Genomic DNA, 16,314 nt, shown 5'->3' on the forward strand with positions numbered 1-16,314 from the left:
AAAGGAGCGAGAGCGATGTCACGGACCTTTTTAACGAATGAACATGAGATATTTCGCGAATCACTGCGTAAATTTCTCGAACAGGAAGCGGCGCCATATTATGATCAGTGGGAACAGGATAAACAAGTTCCACGGTCATTCTGGGAAAAAGCAGGGGAGCAGGGCTTTCTCTGTCCACAAGTTGATGAAGCCTATGGAGGTCTGAATGCTGACTTCGGTTATTCAGTTGTGCTTTCGGAGGAGTTTGAGCGTGTTGGAACGGGTCTGACAGGGATTGGTCTTCACAATGATATTGTTATGCCCTATGTTGAAACATACGGTACAGATGAACAAAAACAGCGCTGGCTGCCCAAAGCAACGACTGGTGAGCTTATTTCCGCCATTGGCATGACCGAGCCGGGAACAGGTTCTGATTTAGCTTCTGTGACAACGACTGCCATCAGGGATGGCGATGATTATATCGTTAATGGCGAAAAAACCTTTATTACAAACGGCAGTTCTGCTGATTTAGTTGTTGTCGTATGCAAAACAGATCCCCAGGCTGAACCGGCCCACCGGGGAATCAGTCTGCTCGTTGTTGAGGAGGGTATGGCGGGGTTTAAGCGCGGAAAAAAACTTAATAAAATCGGCCAGCATGCCAGTGACACGAGCGAACTTATTTTTGAAGATGTCAGAGTCCCGGCAAGCAATCTAATAGGTGAAGAAAATAAAGGCTTTTATTATTTAATGGAAAAACTGCAGCAGGAACGGTTAATGGTATCGATTGCCAGTATACCTTCAGCGTCCAAAATGGTGGACCTCACTGTTGATTATGTAACACAGCGGGAAGCATTTGGCAAGCCAATCAGTCAATTTCAAAATACACAATTCAAACTTGCCGAAATGAAAACAGAGGTTGAAATCGGCCGCGCATTTGTTGATAAGTTGATTGAGGAGCATGTGGCGGGCAAGCAGATTGTGTCTGAAGTGTCTATGGCCAAGTGGTGGACGACAGATCTGGCAAAACGCGTGGCGGTTGAATGCATGCAATTGCATGGTGGATACGGTTATATGGAAGAATATGAAATTGCCAGGCGCTACCGGGATGTCGCAGTGACGTCCATTTACGCAGGTACGAATGAAATCATGAAAGACATTATTGCGAAAAACATGGGGTTATAGGCGAAAACGGAACGAGCGAAGCTTTAAATAGGGAGAGGCTGGGACAATGAGTCGGTAAGTATACTCAACCCAGCTTTTTTTTAGCTGAAATTTTATTCAAAATGATGTCAGGATCACTACTAGATAGACTGGTATATGGTATGATAGACATTTAGTATAGTCAAAAGCGATAGATTGTGTGTCTGTCTGAATGGCTCATTGAATTAATTCAACTGGCAGCCATGGCAATCATTTTTGCTGCTGAACGGAGGCTTTACGTTGTCAACAACTCTCATCCTTGCCATTAGCATTTTTATTGTCACATTAGTGTTCGTCATTTGGCAGCCCAAAGGATTGAATATCGGCTGGACGGCAATCGGCGGTGCTGTAATTGCTTTAGTAACCGGCGTGGTAGGGCCAGCTGATGTCATAGCTGTCACCGATATTGTCTGGAACGCGACTTTGGCATTTGTAGCGGTCATTCTCATCTCGCTGATTTTGGATGAAATCGGGTTGTTTGAGTGGGCCGCTTTACATATGGCCCAATTTGCCAAAGGCAGCGGGATTAAGATGTTTATTTATATCAGTTTATTAGGGGCTATTGTTGCTGCCTTATTCGCGAATGACGGGGCAGCGCTGATTCTGACGCCAATTGTGCTGGCGATGGTGCGTCATTTGAATTTTAAAGAGAAAATGATTTTCCCTTTTATTATGGCAAGTGGCTTTATAGCTGATACCACATCCCTCCCGTTTGTTGTCAGTAATCTGGTGAATATCGTATCAGCAGACTTTTTTGGACTTGGCTTTGTGGAATATGCGCTAAGAATGATGATTCCGAATCTATTTTCCCTGCTGGCAACGATAACGGTCTTATATATTTATTTTCGCAAAAACATTCCCAAATCATTCGACGTGTCGCAATTAAGTGATCCAAAAGACGTTATTAAAGATCAGAAGCTGTTTCACGTGTCGTGGTATATACTTGCTGTGCTGCTTATTGGCTACTTTTTAAGTGAGTTTATCACCCTTCCCGTCTCGATTGTGGCGGGTGTCGTTGCACTCTTTTTTATTTTTATGGCTGGCACCAGTCGAGCCGTGGATACGAAAGCGGTTATCAAAGGCGCGCCATGGGATATCGTGTTTTTCTCCATCGGGATGTATGTTGTGGTCTATGGCTTAGGACATGCCGGGCTCACGTCTATGCTGGCCGGTGTTCTGGAGTCGGTGGCTGAACAGGGCTTATTTGTTTCGACGATCGTGATGGGGTTTTTGGCGGCATTCCTGTCGTCGATTATGAATAATATGCCGACTGTCATGGTGGATGCTTTAGCCATTGCTGAGACAAACACATCTGGTGTATTAAAAGAAGCTCTTATTTACGCGAATGTGGTCGGGTCGGATTTAGGTCCTAAAATCACACCAATCGGTTCGCTGGCGACGCTCGTATGGCTCCATGTGCTAGCGCGAAAAGGCGTTAAAATATCCTGGAAAACCTATTTCAAGACCGGGATTATGTTAACGATACCGATTTTATTTATAACGCTGATCGGCCTTTATCTGTCACTTGTTCTCTTTTAAGGGAGAGATATTATTAAAAAAACTGCGGGAGAATCGCGCGTTCTCCCGCAGCACTCATAGGCTCTATTGTTCTTCAGCTTCAGCGTATTTCTCTTTGAGGTCCTCGACAACGCTTGGATCTTCCAGCGTGGACGTGTCTCCGACAGCTTTGCCTTCTGCAATATCCCGGAGCAGGCGGCGCATGATTTTCGCGCTGCTTGTTTTCGGCAGACTTGCTGTGAAAATCACTTCATCCGGCCGGGCGATTTTGCCAATTTGATCAACGATTTGCGCAACAATCTCATCATGCAGTTCGTCGCTGCTTTGAGCGCGTTCTTTCAGGGTGACAAATGCGGTGATTGCTTCCCCTTTAATGTCATCGGACCGGCCAATGACGGCAGCTTCGGCGACTGCATCGTGGCTGACAATGGCGCTTTCCAGTTCACTTGCCCCCAGACGGTGACCGCTGACATTAATGACATCATCATCACGGCCTAAGATCCAGATATAGCCATCTTTATCTTTATGGGCAACATCGCCTGATGTATAAATGCCATCATAATCACCGAAATAGGAGTCTTTGAAGCGCTGATCGTCTCCCCAGACGGTTCGCAGCATGGACGGCCATGGCTGCTTAATGACGAGATAGCCGCCATTGCCGGGTTCGACGGGATTGCCTTCTCCGTCAAAGATATCGGCAATAATGCCTGGCGCTGGTTTGGTTGCAGATCCTGGTTTTGTTGTTGTGATGCCGGGAAGTGGTGCGATCATGGCAGACCCGTTTTCGGTTTGCCACCACGTATCGACAATCGGGCACTTTTCGCCGCCGACATATTTGTGGTACCACATCCAAGCCTCTGGATTAATCGGCTCCCCAACTGTTCCAAGTAATCTTAACGAGCTTAAGTCATGTTTTTCAACGTATTCATGTCCCCATTTCATGAATGTGCGGATCGAGGTTGGGGCTGTATAGAAAATGGTGACGCCATATTTCTCGACAATGTCCCAGAAACGATCACGTTCAGGATAAGCAGGGCCGCCTTCATACATGACACTGGTTCCGCCAGCAGAAAGGGGGCCGTAAACCGAATAGGAGTGGCCGGTAACCCAGCCGATGTCTGCTGTGCACCAGAACACATCTTCATCTTTTAAGTCAAAGATGCTCCGGACAGAGTGGTTGACCCCGGTTAAATAACCGCCTGTCGTATGAACGATTCCCTTTGGTTTGCCAGTGGTTCCTGACGTATAAAGAATGAACAGAGGATCTTCTGCATCCATTTCTTCATGCTCGAGCGGTGTTGTCGGCATTTTTTGTTTTAGTGTTCCCCAGTCAACATCGAGAGCCTTGTTCCACGCTGTATTCGCGTCTGGACCGATATTGTTGATCACCAGCGTCGTTTCCACTGTTGTATCTTTAACAGCCTTATCCGCGTTATCTTTCAATGGCAATATCTTACCGCTGCGGCGGCTGCCATCTGAGGTGATCAGAAGTTTGGCTTCCGTGTCTGTGATTCGGTCATTCAATGCTTTGGCTGAATAAGCGGCGAAAACAACCGAGTGGATCGCGCCTATTTTCGCACAGGCAAGCATGGAAATCGGAAGCTCAGGGATCATTGGCAAATAGATGGCGACGCGGTCTCCTTTGTTAACCCCGAGCTGCTTCAGCATATGAGCTGCTTTATCGACTTCGCGGCCGAGCATGTCATAAGTAAAGATTTGGCTGTTGCCTTGCTCGCCTTCCCAGATAATCGCAGCCTTATTTTTGTTCGGGCCTTCGCGGTGACGGTCTACACAGTTATAGGCTGCATTTAATTTGCCATCCACAAACCATTCAGCATGTGGCGGATTCCAGTTAAGCACTTCTGAATAAGGCTTAAACCAGCTTAAGTATTCTGCCTGTTCTGCCCAGTAGCCTTCCGGGTCATTGGCAGCCCTTTCATAAACGCTCGGGTCGTTGAAGTTTGCTTGTGCTTTAAATGATTCAGGTGGTTCAAACGTACGATCTTCTTCTAAAAGCGTATTGAGTCTATCTGTATTGGACAATTGCAAAACTCCTTTCCCTTAACATATATATGAATAACGCTTACCTGGTATGTTTAACGGTCTATTCCACAAAAATCAGAATATTAAACATATATTTGCGATATGCTGCAGCTGTCCTGTAAGGTAACCGCTTTCAAAATACGTTTAATTTTATTATATTACGCGATGTCAATATGTCAAAGCACCTAAAGAGGCGATTTGCCTGTCATGCAATAAGCCTGGAATGACCAGGCAAAGAAGAGGAGAGTTAAAGGTTCTCTCCCCATGCAGCCTGGATAAATGCATCCCTTCCTGAGGCCTCTCGGTCCTGTTCGTAATACGCTTTATGTTTCTGATAGAAATTCTGATGCTCGTCTTCAGCCGGATAAAATGTCTGGGCTGGCAGAATAGATGTAACGATCGGATCGCGGAACTTGCCACTCTCGGCGATCGTCTGTTTTGCTTGTTCAGCAAGTGCTTTCTGTTCATCATTGTGATAAAAGACGGCTGTGCGGTAGGAGTCGCCGCGGTCATGGAACTGCCCGCCGTCATCAGTCGGGTCAATCTGCTGCCAGTAAATCGTTAAAATCGTTTCGTAGGAAATGACCGTTGGATCGTAGGTGATTTCCACGGCTTCCCGGTGTCCGGTTGTGCCGGTTTTAACGTCCTCGTAAGCCGGATTGTCGGTGTGGCCGCCAGTATAGCCGGAAACGACGCCATGAATGCCATCCCACTGATCGAATGGCTTCACCATGCACCAAAAACAGCCGCCGGCAAATGTTGCTTTTTTCAAATTTGACATGTCACATTCCCCCCCCCAGATGCTGCGGTTAATCATATGTCACATAATTTTATCATAAAATCGGGTCTGGCGGGTAATAGATGCATTTATGCTGAACCTGCAATCCTTACATAACCATCAGAAAATTGCCGCAAATCATTCTTGTGGCTGTAACACCATTTTGATTTTATTTTCCTGTCAATCACAGGTACAATAATACAAGGAGAGAGGATTAAGGGACGGCACTGGTCGTGACCGCAGAGAACATAGTGCTGCAGCTGGAAGGAGGCAATCTCTTGCTGGATAATGCTCTGGTGATGGTGGCCATTATACTGGTCGTTAATATTGTGTATGTATCCCTGTCGACGATGCGGATGATTCTGACGCTGAAAAGCCGGCGCTACATGGCAGCGTTTGTCAGTATGTTTGAAGTTGTGATGTATGTGATCGGTCTGGGTCTTGTTCTGGATAATTTAGATCAAATCCAGAATGTTGCGGCCTACGCGATTGGTTTCGGTATTGGTGTGATTGTCGGCACCAAAATTGAGGAAAAACTGGCGCTCGGCTATATTACGGTTAACGTCATTGCGTCTGATTCTGATATTGAATTGACGCGAAAAGTCCGCGAGAAAGGCTACGGTGTGACAAGCTGGCAGGCTTATGGCATGGACGGCGACCGGCTGGCAATGCAAATTCTCACACCGCGCAAATACGAACTGCGTTTGTATGAAACGGTGAAAACAATTGACCCGAAAGCCTTTATCATATCCTATGAACCGAAGCAGATTCATGGCGGTTTCTGGGTGAAACAAGTGCGTAAAGGCCGCTTGTTTAATAACCGTCATAAAAACGACGAAAAACCACAAGCTGCACAATCAGGGAATGATTATAACCAATCGTAGAACAATCAGGCTAAAAACCGGACATGGGCGAGGAGGCAAACGATGATAGAACGCTATACACGTGAGGAAATGGGCGCGATTTGGCGCGATGAGAATAAATACGCAGCTTGGCTGGAAGTGGAGATTCTGGCATGTGAAGCATGGGCTGAGCTGGGCGTTATACCGGCCCAGGATGCGGAAAACATCCGCCGCAACGCGTCATTCAAAGTTGAGCGGATTCAGGAAATTGAGGAAGAAACGCGGCATGATGTGGTCGCTTTCACCCGTGCGGTTTCCGAATCCCTTGGTGACGAGCGCAAATGGGTGCATTACGGACTTACCTCGACGGATGTAGTTGATACCGCGCAATCCTATTTGCTGAAGCAGGCTAATCAGATCATTCGTCAGGACTTGCACCATTTTATTGACGTTTTGAAACAAAAAGCCATCGAGCATCAGCACACAGTCATGATGGGGCGGACTCATGGCGTTCATGCCGAGCCGACAACGTTCGGACTGAAAATGGCCCTCTGGTATGAGGAGATGAAGCGCAACCTGGAACGTTTTGAACAGGCTGCCCGCGATGTTGAATTTGGCAAAATGTCTGGTGCTGTCGGGACATATGCGAACACAGATCCATTCGTTGAGCAATACGTGTGTGATAACCTCGGGCTCACGCCTGCCCCTATATCAACGCAGACACTGCAGCGTGACCGGCATGCGTATTACATAGCGACCCTTTCCTTGATCGCGACGTCCATTGAAAAATTTGGCACTGAGATCCGCGGTCTGCAGAAGACCGAAACACATGAAGTGGAAGAGTTTTTTGCGAAAGGGCAGAAGGGTTCTTCAGCCATGCCGCATAAACGCAATCCTATTGGCTCGGAAAATATGGCGGGAATCGCCCGGGTTCTCAGGGGGTATATGACGACAGCTTATGAAGACGTTTCGCTCTGGCATGAGCGGGATATCTCGCACTCCTCAGCGGAAAGAATTATGTTGCCAGATGCGACGACAGCCCTTGATTATATGCTGAATCGTTTCGCCGGCATTGTCGCGAAATTGACCGTGTTTCCTGAACGGATGAAAGCGAATATTAACCAGACACAGGGCGTGATCTTCTCTCAGCGTGTGCTCTTGGCACTGGTTGATGGGGGTATGAGCCGTGAAGAGGCTTATGATCTCGTTCAGCCTAAAGCGATGCAGGCGTGGGAGACAGGCACGCACTTCAAACAGCTGCTGGAGGCGGACAGCAGGATCATGGCTAAATTAACAGAGACAGATCTTAATGCCTGCTTTGATTATACGTATCACTTGAAAAATGTGGATGCGATTTTCCGGCGGATTGGGCTTGCCAGCAACTAGCAGCAGGCCCTTTGCTGGAGAGGTTTCAGCACGCCTGGTGCTGTTTAGCTGTCACAAAAAAGTCAGGCTGATTTGCTGAAATCATAACGTATGAAAGCGCATTTATGTTAAACTTAAAGAAATAACTATTGGAGCGTTTTTGTTATGATCGATAATCAATACTGGCGGAACCGCGAGCTGCGGCAGCATGTCGCGGTGATTGATGGCACAGCGGAACCGACCATCGTTTTAAAGAATGGCACCTATTTGAATACGTATACGAAGCAATGGCTTAAGGCCAATATCTGGATTTTGCATGACCGGATTGTTTATGTTGGTGATCAGCTTCCGGAAAAAAGCGGATCAGCTGAAATCGTTGATTGTGAAGGCATGTATCTGGTACCGGGCTATATTGAACCGCATGCGCATCCGTTTCAGCTGTATAATCCGGAAGAACTTGCGAGCCACGGTGCAGAAACGGGAACGACGACATTTATTAATGACAACTTAGTCTGGCATTTTTTATTAGACCAAAAGAAAGCGTTTTCTATCATTGAGGCATTTGATCAGCTGCCCGTATCGATGTACTGGTGGGCGCGTTTTGACCCGCAGACGCTTTTGAAACAGGGCGAGGACTTTTTCAGCACGAATAGAGTGCTCAGATGGCTCGATCACCCATCCGTCATCCAGGGCGGTGAGTTAACGGCATGGCCGCGTTTGCTCGATGGTGATGACCGCCTGCTTTACTGGATACAGGAATCCAACCGGCGCGGTAAACCGGTGGAAGGCCACCTGCCTGGCGCGTCCGAAAAGACGCTGACGAAGCTGAAACTGCTCGGTGTGGCAGCTGACCATGAAGCAACGACCGGAAAAGAAGCTATTCAGCGTCTGCAGTCAGGCTACCAGACGGGATTGCGCTACTCCTCGATCCGCCCTAATCTGCCCGCATTATTGGAAGAAATGCTTGCTGAAGGGCTGGCGGTGTTTGATCATGTCACCATGACGACGGACGGATCGACGCCTTCTTTCTATGAAAATGGTATTATGAATCTGTGTATCAGGATAGCTATACAAAAAGGCGTACCGCTCGCAGACGCTTATCGAATGGCTTCGCATAATGCGGCTGATCATTATGGTCTGCTGGAAGACTTGGGCTGCATCGCCCCGGGCCGTCTGGCGCACATTAATATTCTGGCGAAGAAGGAAGATCCCACGCCGGTAAGTGTCCTGGCAAAAGGGGAATGGCTTGTAAAAGATCACCAGAAACTGCCTGAGCCTTCCCGCATTGATTGGGAACACCATGGTATTCAGCCGATCGATTTTGACTGGGATTTACGATTGGAGGATCTGCAGTTTTCGGTTCCCATTGGACTGGACATGGTGAGTGATGTGATTATAAAGCCTTACGCGATTAAGGCAGATGTTACAGTGGATGTAATACCCGAGACGTTGGATGATGCTTTTCTTATGCTGGTTGACCGCAAAGGAAAGTGGCGGGTTAATACAGCCATAAAAGGCTTCACGGATCGGCTCGGCGGTCTGGCAAGCTCGTATTCTACGACGGGTGATCTGGTGTTTATCGGCAAAAGCAAACAGGATCTGCTGCTTGCCTGGCAGCGTCTAAAAGCGCTGGGTGGAGGCATTGTTCTAGTTCATGACGGTGAGATTTTATTCGAATTGCCGCTTGCACTGGGCGGCAGTATGTATGCTGGCAATATGGAAGATTTGATTGCAAAAGAAAAACAATTAAAACAATGGCTGCAGGATTTTGGCTATCCGTTCGATGACCCGGTGTATGCGATTCTGTTTTTATCGGCAACGCATTTGCCCTATACGCGCGTCACCCAGCAGGGCGTCGTTGATGTTAAAAAACGTGAAGCCCTCTTCCCAGCAACGATGCGCTGACGTATAATGGAAACGGAGAAATGAAAGTGTTCCAGGGAGGTGCATGAATGCGAAAGACGGCATTGAGTTTGCTTGCTTTACTGATTCTGTCTCTGGCTGCTTGTTCCGGTGAAGAGGAGCAAGCAAGTCAGGACAATGCGTCACATGGACAAGCCGTTACGGAAAAGAATGAGAACCCGGATGTTTCTCCGCTTACTGGTTTGCCGGCAGAGGGAAACACCGAACAGCGGGCTGTTGGTGTTATGGTGAACAACCATCCAAAAGCGCGTCCGCAGACCGGTCTCAGCAAGGCCGATATTGTCTTTGAGATGCTGGCTGAGGGGAGCATCACCCGCTTTTTGGCCATCTACCAAAGTCAGCAGCCGGATGTGGTCGGACCCGTCCGCAGTGCCCGGGAGTATTACTTTGATCTGGCCGACGGGTATGATGCGCTGTATGTTTATCATGGCGCTGCGAACTTCGTGAATGATATGATTGCTGATGAGGGCATTGAGCATTTGGATGGTGCCTTGCATGATAATGATGGCAACTTGTTCAAACGCTCATCAGACCGGTCTGCCCCGCATAATTCCTATTTGCAGTTTGCCAGCGTGAATGATATGGCCGAACAAAAAGGGTATAATGTGACGCAATCCTATCAGCCGCTGCCATTTGCAGATGAGGATGAAGCGGCCGCTGCATCAGGTGATGAAGCAGCCAGTGTGACCATTGATTATTCAGGCGGGATGAAGAATGTGGTTACATATTCGTATGATGAAGGCAATGCGGTCTACAACCGTTACAGCAACGGTAACCAATCAATTGAAAAAGACGCTGATGAGCCAGTGACCGCAGACAATCTTTTCATCATCGAAACACCGCATGAGATTATTGACGATGCTGGCCGGCGGGAGATTGATATCACCTCGGGCGGCGACGCCTATCTTGTCCAAAAAGGGCACATCCGCAAAGTCCAGTGGGAAAACCGTGACGGACGAATCATCCCTGTCAAAAACGGTGATCCGGTGCCATTTGTTCCGGGCAAAACATGGATTAATGTCGTGCCGGCTGATCCGGGGATGGCGCAATCAGTAACCGTGTCAAACGAGTAGAAAGCAGGTGAATGCTGCATGCAGATCGATAAACTGCGCGGAGAACAGCTGGATCAGCTGTTTGATGCGATCCTTTCGTTAAATGATCGGGAAGAATGCTATCAATTTTTTGATGATATTGCAACGATGTCCGAAGTTCACGCACTTGCTCAGCGGATGCATGTTGCCAAAATGCTGACCGCAGGCGATACTTACAATGTGATTGAAACAGAGACAGGCGCCTCAACCGCTACGATATCGCGTGTGCGGCGTTGTCTGAATTATGGAAGCGACGGTTATAACACGGTGCTTGAACGCATGCCGGATACGGATGCATAATGCAGCTCGTATGCGTCTGCTGTGTATGTCACCGCTGATAGACAGGAAATCGGCCTGAGCCGCCGGTTTCCTGCCATTCCATCCGGTTTCATTCCTCTCTGCAGGGAGCCTTAAAGGCTGCCTTTTTACCACACAGGCTAACTTTCAAAAAATCATGTTCCGAAACCCTAAATTTACAGCGCGTTTTTTGATATACTTTATCAATGAAGATTAGTACGTGTTTCTGTTAAGCTATGTTACATCATACGGCTTATTGAAAATCTGTTTTGAATACGGAATATAGGCCAGCAAACAGAACACAGTCATTAATCGATCAGGGGGCTATATAGTGAATGCGTTTCTGCAAGATGCCAGGCATGTCTTTAAACTGGACCCAGCCAAATTTATAACGGATGATGATCTCGAGGCTGTTTGTGAATCAGGCACCGATGCTGTGATTGTTGGCGGAACTGACCATGTCACACTGGACGGCGTGCTTGACTTGCTCATGCGCATCCGCCGCTATTCTGTTCCCTGCGGTTTGGAGATCAGCAGCATGGAGGCTATCACACCCGGTTTTGATGCTTACTTGATACCGATGGTCATGAACAGCCGTGATAAGAAATGGATGATGGATATACAGCACCAGGCTATTAAAGCCTATAAAGACTTGATAAATTGGAATGACATGGCAGTCGAAGGCTATTGTATTTTAAATGAAGATGCCAAGGCCTTTCAATATACCAACTGTGATCTGCCGGATCATGATGATGTTGTGGCCTATGCGTATATGGCGGAGCATATGTTTCATCTGCCGATTTTTTACCTGGAATACAGCGGCATGTATGGGGATGAAGAGCTCGTTCAAGAGGTCAGAGAACAGCTCTGTCATACCCAGCTTGTCTATGGCGGCGGAATTGCGTCAAAGGCCCAGGCTCGGGAGATGACGAAACATGCCGATACGATTGTTGTCGGCAATCTGATTTACTTGGATATCGGGGAAGCACTGCAGACAGTTGAGGCAGTTAATACGGAGAACATAGCCAGAGGTGGTGACAAGCGTGCGTCAGACAATGCATGAATTAGTGAATGGCTTAAATGAACAGCAGCAGGAAGCGGTTAAACATACAGATGGCCCGCTTTTGATTATGGCGGGAGCAGGGAGCGGCAAAACGCGTGTGCTGACACACCGCATTGCTTACTTGCTTGCGGAAAAGGATGTTTCGCCCAGAAGTGTGCTCGCTATAACATTTACGAATAAAGCGTCTCGTGAAATGAAGGATCGTGTGAATAAACTCGTTGGCGCTGAGGGCAAACAGATCTGGGTGTCGACTTTTCACGCCATGTGTGTCCGGATTTTGCGCCGGGATAGTGACAGAATCGGCTACAGCCAGAATTTCACAATCCTCGACAGCGGTGATCAGCTGTCAGTCGTCAAACAGATCTTGAAAGACTTGAATATTGACCCGAAAAAATTCAATCCCAAAAGCATGCTGGGACAAATCAGCTCGGCGAAAAATGAGCTGATCACACCGGAGGAATACAGCAAGAATGCTGCGGACTTTTTCCAGCGGCAAGTGTCGCAGATCTATGAACGCTATCAGAAAACGCTGCGGAAAAACCAGGCACTTGATTTTGATGATCTGATTATGCAGACGATTCACTTGTTCGAACGCGTGCCTGAGGTGCTGGAGTACTACCAGCGGCGTTTCCAGTATATCCATGTGGACGAGTACCAGGACACCAATCATGCCCAGTACTATCTGGTTCAGCAGCTGGCAAGCCGGTTTCAGAATCTTTGTGTTGTCGGCGACTCTGACCAGTCGATTTATGGCTGGCGTGGTGCTGATATTACGAATATCATGTCGTTTGAACAGGACTACCCATCGGCACGGGTGATTTATCTGGAACAGAATTACCGGTCGACGAAGTCTATTCTTGAGGCCGCGAACCATGTCATCGCCCATAATACCGGCCGCAAACCGAAAAATTTGTGGACGGACAATCAGGACGGGAACAAAGTGAATTACTACCAGGGAGCGACGGAGCAGGAAGAAGCGTTGTATGTGACCCAGGAAATTCAAAAACTGACCCGTGAAGAGGGATTTTCCCTGGATGATGTAGCGATCCTTTATCGGACGAATGCTCAGTCACGTGCGGTGGAGGATACGTTTCTGAAATCGGATATTACGTATCAGATGATTGGCGGCACGAAGTTCTATGACCGGAAAGAGATCAAGGACCTGATCGCTTATTTGCGTCTGATTACCAACCCGGATGATGATATCAGCTTCGAACGCGTGGTGAACGTTCCGAAACGCGGTGTTGGCCAGACAACGGTTGACCGGCTGCGCGCCTACGCTGCGGATCAGGATATCTCGTTTTACAGGGCGGTTAAAGAGGTTGATTTCATTGGCGTGACGAAAAAGGCTGCGAATGCGCTGTCGGAATTTGGCAGTCTGATTCAGACGCTGACCCAGCAGCAGGAATTTCTGACCGCTACGGATATGGTTGAGGCGGTTATTGAACGGACTGGCTATGAAGATATGCTGAAAAAAGAGCAGTCTCTGGAATCGCAGAGCCGTCTGGAAAATCTGGAAGAATTTAAAACTGTCACAAAGGACTTTGAAGAGGAAGCTGAGGATAAAACGTTAATTGCTTTTCTCACCGATCTGGCATTGGTAGCCGATATTGACAGAACTGAGGAAGACGAAACGGCCAATGAGCCGAAAGTGACGCTGATGACACTGCATGCCGCGAAAGGACTGGAGTTTCCTGTGGTCTTTTTGCTCGGGATGGAGGAAAATGTCTTTCCGCACAGCCGGTCACTGTTTGATGATGAAGGCATGGAAGAAGAGCGGCGTCTGGCTTATGTGGGCATTACAAGGGCGGAACAGAAACTTTACTTAACCCATGCCAAAATGCGCACGATTTTCGGCCGGACGAATATGAATCCGGTGAGCCGGTTTATTACTGAAATTCCGGAAGATCTGGTTGAAGGGATCGAGCAGATGCGCGGGACGCTGTATGGATCGAAGGAAAAGGCATCTGAGACGCCGGCGGCACCTAAGCGCCAGGCCGGCAAAATCCAACAGTCGACCGGTGCTGAAGCACAGACGTGGAATCCCGGTGATAAAGCGGAACATAAAAAATGGGGCGTCGGAACGGTCGTTAAAGTGCAGGGCGAAGATGATGCAATGGAACTTGACATTGCCTTTCCCGCACCAATGGGCGTTAAACGGCTTCTGGCCAAATTCGCACCGATTACGAAACAATAGGAGGTGCTTGACATGGAACAGCAGCAGGCAAAACAGCAGATACAAACATTGCGGGACGTGCTGAATCATTATAATCATGCCTATTATGTGCTCGATGATCCGAGTGTGCCGGATGCCGAATACGACCGGAAAATGCGGGAGCTGATCGAGCTGGAAGAGGCGTTTCCGGAACTGGTGACCGTTGATTCACCGTCCCAGCGTGTCGGCGGTGAGCCGCTCGATGCGTTTCAGAAGGTCGCCCATAATATACCAATGCTCAGTCTCGGAAATGCTTTCAGCGAAGCGGAATTGCGTGATTTTGCCCGGCGCGCTGATGAGGGGACTGATGCGCCGATTTCGTTCGTCTGTGAACTGAAAATTGATGGACTCGCCGTCTCACTTCTTTATGAAAATGGCCGTCTGGTCCGCGGTGCCACCCGCGGCGACGGCACGACCGGTGAGGATATTACAAGCAACCTGCGAACGATCCGCAGCATCCCGTTGTCGGTTCAGGCGGATCAGACGATTGAGGTGCGCGGCGAAGCGTTTATGCCGCATCGATCATTTCTGCGTTTAAATGAGCAGCGCGAGAAGCTGGCCAGGGACCCTTTTGCCAATCCGCGCAACGCAGCTGCTGGCTCCCTGCGTCAGCTCGATCCGAAAATCGCTGCCAGCCGTCATTTGGACGTCTTCCTGTATGGTGTTGGTGATTGGGAAGCTGAGACGTTCACATCTCACAGCGAACGTCTGACACGCCTGCAGGATCTGGGATTTAAAGTGAATCCGGAGTGGCGTCAGTGCCAAACGATTGATGACGTGATTCAATTTGTCAAACACTGGGAACAAGCACGTCCGGAACTCGATTACGATATCGATGGTGTCGTGGTGAAGGTGGACAACACCGCTCAGCAGGAGGAACTTGGTTATACCGCCAGAAGTCCGCGCTGGGCGATTGCCTACAAATTCCCGGCCGAAGAGGTGCTGACTGTCTTGCGCGATATCGAATTAAGTGTAGGTCGGACCGGCGCTGTCACACCGACAGCTGTCCTGGATGCCGTCCGGGTGGCTGGAACAACGGTCAGACGGGCTTCCTTGCACAATGAAGATCTTATCCGGGAACGGGATATCCGTCTCGGCGATGCAGTTATCGTCAAGAAAGCTGGTGACATTATTCCGGAAGTTATCCGGGCGGTGGAGGAAAAACGGACAGGTGAGGAGAAGCCATTTGTCATGCCTGAAGAATGTCCCGAGTGCGGCAGTGAACTTGTTCACCTTGAGGAAGAAGTTGCCCTGCGCTGCATGAATCCGAATTGCCCGGCACAGCTGAAGGAAGCGCTGATCCATTTTGCCTCACGGTCAGCGATGGATATAGACGGTTTGGGCGAAAAAGTGGTCATTCAGCTGTTCCAGGAGAATCTGGTCCATTCAATCGCGGATATTTACCGGCTACAGCAGGATGCGCTGCTGGAACTGGAGCGGATGGGCGAGAAATCGTCTGATAATCTGCTCAAGGCGATTGAAGCCTCTAAAACAAATTCGCTGGAACAGCTGCTGGTCGGACTCGGCATCCGGTTTGTCGGCTCCAAAGCAGCACGGACCCTTGCCGCTCATTTCCAGACAATGGCTAACCTGCAGCAGGCTTCCCGCGAAGCTATTGTGTCAATCGAGGACATGGGTGAGGTGATCGCCGATGCCATTGTGAATTACTTTGCCGCTGACGAGGTGACGCAGCTGCTGAATGACTTGCGAGAGCTTGGTCTGACTATGACGTACAAAGGCCCGGCGCTGGAAGCCGCTGCTGACGATACAGCGTTAGCAGGCAAGACTGTTGTCCTGACAGGCAAAATGAATACCTTAACGCGGTCTGAGGCCAAGGCGCTGGTTGAGCGGTTCGGCGGGTCGGTCACGGGAAGTGTCAGCACAAAGACTGATATTCTCGTAGCTGGAGAGGACGCTGGCTCGAAGCTGAATCGTGCGGAGCAGCTGGGCGTAGCGATTTGGAACGAACAGCAGCTGAAAGATGTTTCGAACGATTAAGG

General features: G+C 48.8%; 12 protein-coding genes. 10 read left to right on the forward strand and 2 right to left on the reverse strand.

Annotated elements, in window-relative coordinates:
• The first annotated feature begins 15 nt into the window (after positions 1 to 15).
• Together ACFQU8_RS01595 and ACFQU8_RS01600 are read left to right on the forward strand one after the other, a co-directional pair.
• Complete coding sequence (locus ACFQU8_RS01595; RefSeq protein WP_382357413.1) at positions 16 to 1,161, forward strand: acyl-CoA dehydrogenase family protein; 1,146 nt, start codon at positions 16 to 18, stop codon at positions 1,159 to 1,161.
• A 258-nt stretch (positions 1,162 to 1,419) separates the two neighbouring features.
• The gene (locus tag ACFQU8_RS01600; protein ID WP_382357414.1) at positions 1,420 to 2,718 is read left to right on the forward strand and encodes an arsenic transporter; all 1,299 of its coding nucleotides are present in this window, start codon (positions 1,420 to 1,422) and stop codon (positions 2,716 to 2,718) included.
• A gap of 63 nt (positions 2,719 to 2,781) precedes the next feature.
• On the opposite strand, the gene acs is transcribed toward ACFQU8_RS01600, so the two are convergent.
• Both acs and msrA read right to left on the reverse strand, forming a co-directional pair.
• Positions 2,782 to 4,740 (reverse strand): acetate--CoA ligase, encoded by a 1,959-nt coding sequence (gene acs / locus ACFQU8_RS01605; RefSeq protein ID WP_382357415.1) that lies wholly within the window; start codon positions 4,738 to 4,740, stop codon positions 2,782 to 2,784.
• A gap of 247 nt (positions 4,741 to 4,987) precedes the next feature.
• Positions 4,988 to 5,521, reverse strand: a complete 534-nt coding sequence (gene msrA / locus ACFQU8_RS01610) for a peptide-methionine (S)-S-oxide reductase MsrA (RefSeq protein WP_382357416.1) — start codon at positions 5,519 to 5,521, stop codon at positions 4,988 to 4,990.
• A 275-nt stretch (positions 5,522 to 5,796) separates the two neighbouring features.
• Between msrA and ACFQU8_RS01615 the strand changes: the two genes are divergently transcribed.
• The 8 genes from ACFQU8_RS01615 to ligA all read left to right on the forward strand — a co-directional run bounded on the left by ACFQU8_RS01615 (position 5,797) and on the right by ligA (position 16,312).
• The gene (locus ACFQU8_RS01615; protein ID WP_382357496.1) at positions 5,797 to 6,402 is read left to right on the forward strand and encodes a DUF2179 domain-containing protein; all 606 of its coding nucleotides are present in this window, start codon (positions 5,797 to 5,799) and stop codon (positions 6,400 to 6,402) included.
• Positions 6,403 to 6,444: 42 nt separating this feature from the next.
• The gene (gene purB / locus ACFQU8_RS01620; RefSeq protein ID WP_382357417.1) at positions 6,445 to 7,746 is read left to right on the forward strand and encodes an adenylosuccinate lyase; all 1,302 of its coding nucleotides are present in this window, start codon (positions 6,445 to 6,447) and stop codon (positions 7,744 to 7,746) included.
• A gap of 144 nt (positions 7,747 to 7,890) precedes the next feature.
• Entirely contained in the window at positions 7,891 to 9,630 is a 1,740-nt protein-coding gene (locus ACFQU8_RS01625) for an adenine deaminase C-terminal domain-containing protein (RefSeq protein WP_382357418.1), read from the forward strand.
• 47 nt (positions 9,631 to 9,677) lie between these two features.
• The gene (locus ACFQU8_RS01630) at positions 9,678 to 10,721 is read left to right on the forward strand and encodes a DUF3048 domain-containing protein (RefSeq protein ID WP_382357419.1); all 1,044 of its coding nucleotides are present in this window, start codon (positions 9,678 to 9,680) and stop codon (positions 10,719 to 10,721) included.
• An 18-nt stretch (positions 10,722 to 10,739) separates the two neighbouring features.
• Positions 10,740 to 11,039 carry a YerC/YecD family TrpR-related protein gene (locus ACFQU8_RS01635; RefSeq protein WP_382357420.1) on the forward strand — a complete coding sequence of 100 codons (300 nt, stop codon included), beginning with the start codon at positions 10,740 to 10,742 and terminating at the stop codon, positions 11,037 to 11,039.
• Positions 11,040 to 11,367: 328 nt separating this feature from the next.
• Complete coding sequence (locus ACFQU8_RS01640; protein ID WP_382357421.1) at positions 11,368 to 12,099, forward strand: heptaprenylglyceryl phosphate synthase; 732 nt, start codon at positions 11,368 to 11,370, stop codon at positions 12,097 to 12,099.
• Positions 12,092 to 14,296: a DNA helicase PcrA gene (gene pcrA, locus ACFQU8_RS01645; protein ID WP_382357497.1), complete on the forward strand. Its 2,205-nt coding sequence runs from the start codon at positions 12,092 to 12,094 to the stop codon at positions 14,294 to 14,296. The genes ACFQU8_RS01640 and pcrA overlap by 8 nt, the downstream gene beginning before the upstream one ends.
• A gap of 12 nt (positions 14,297 to 14,308) precedes the next feature.
• Positions 14,309 to 16,312, forward strand: coding sequence for an NAD-dependent DNA ligase LigA (gene ligA / locus ACFQU8_RS01650; RefSeq protein ID WP_382357422.1), 2,004 nt, complete (start codon positions 14,309 to 14,311; stop codon positions 16,310 to 16,312).
• The last annotated feature ends 2 nt before the right edge of the window (positions 16,313 to 16,314 follow it).

The organism is Lentibacillus kimchii (assembly GCF_042666895.1).
Taxonomy (GTDB): domain Bacteria; phylum Bacillota; class Bacilli; order Bacillales; family Amphibacillaceae; genus Lentibacillus; species Lentibacillus kimchii.

Bases quoted from the DNA above. Each gene is read 5' to 3' on its own strand.
- ACFQU8_RS01595 (WP_382357413.1), top strand. From the start codon at position 16: ATGTCACGGACCTTTTTAACGAATGAACATGAGATATTTCGCGAATCA.
- msrA (WP_382357416.1), bottom strand. From the start codon at position 5,521: ATGTCAAATTTGAAAAAAGCAACATTTGCCGGCGGCTGTTTTTGGTGC.
- purB (WP_382357417.1), top strand. From the start codon at position 6,445: ATGATAGAACGCTATACACGTGAGGAAATGGGCGCGATTTGGCGCGAT.
- ACFQU8_RS01625 (WP_382357418.1), top strand. From the start codon at position 7,891: ATGATCGATAATCAATACTGGCGGAACCGCGAGCTGCGGCAGCATGTC.
- ACFQU8_RS01630 (WP_382357419.1), top strand. From the start codon at position 9,678: ATGCGAAAGACGGCATTGAGTTTGCTTGCTTTACTGATTCTGTCTCTG.
- ACFQU8_RS01635 (WP_382357420.1), top strand. From the start codon at position 10,740: ATGCAGATCGATAAACTGCGCGGAGAACAGCTGGATCAGCTGTTTGAT.
- pcrA (WP_382357497.1), top strand. From the start codon at position 12,092: ATGCATGAATTAGTGAATGGCTTAAATGAACAGCAGCAGGAAGCGGTT.
- ligA (WP_382357422.1), top strand. From the start codon at position 14,309: ATGGAACAGCAGCAGGCAAAACAGCAGATACAAACATTGCGGGACGTG.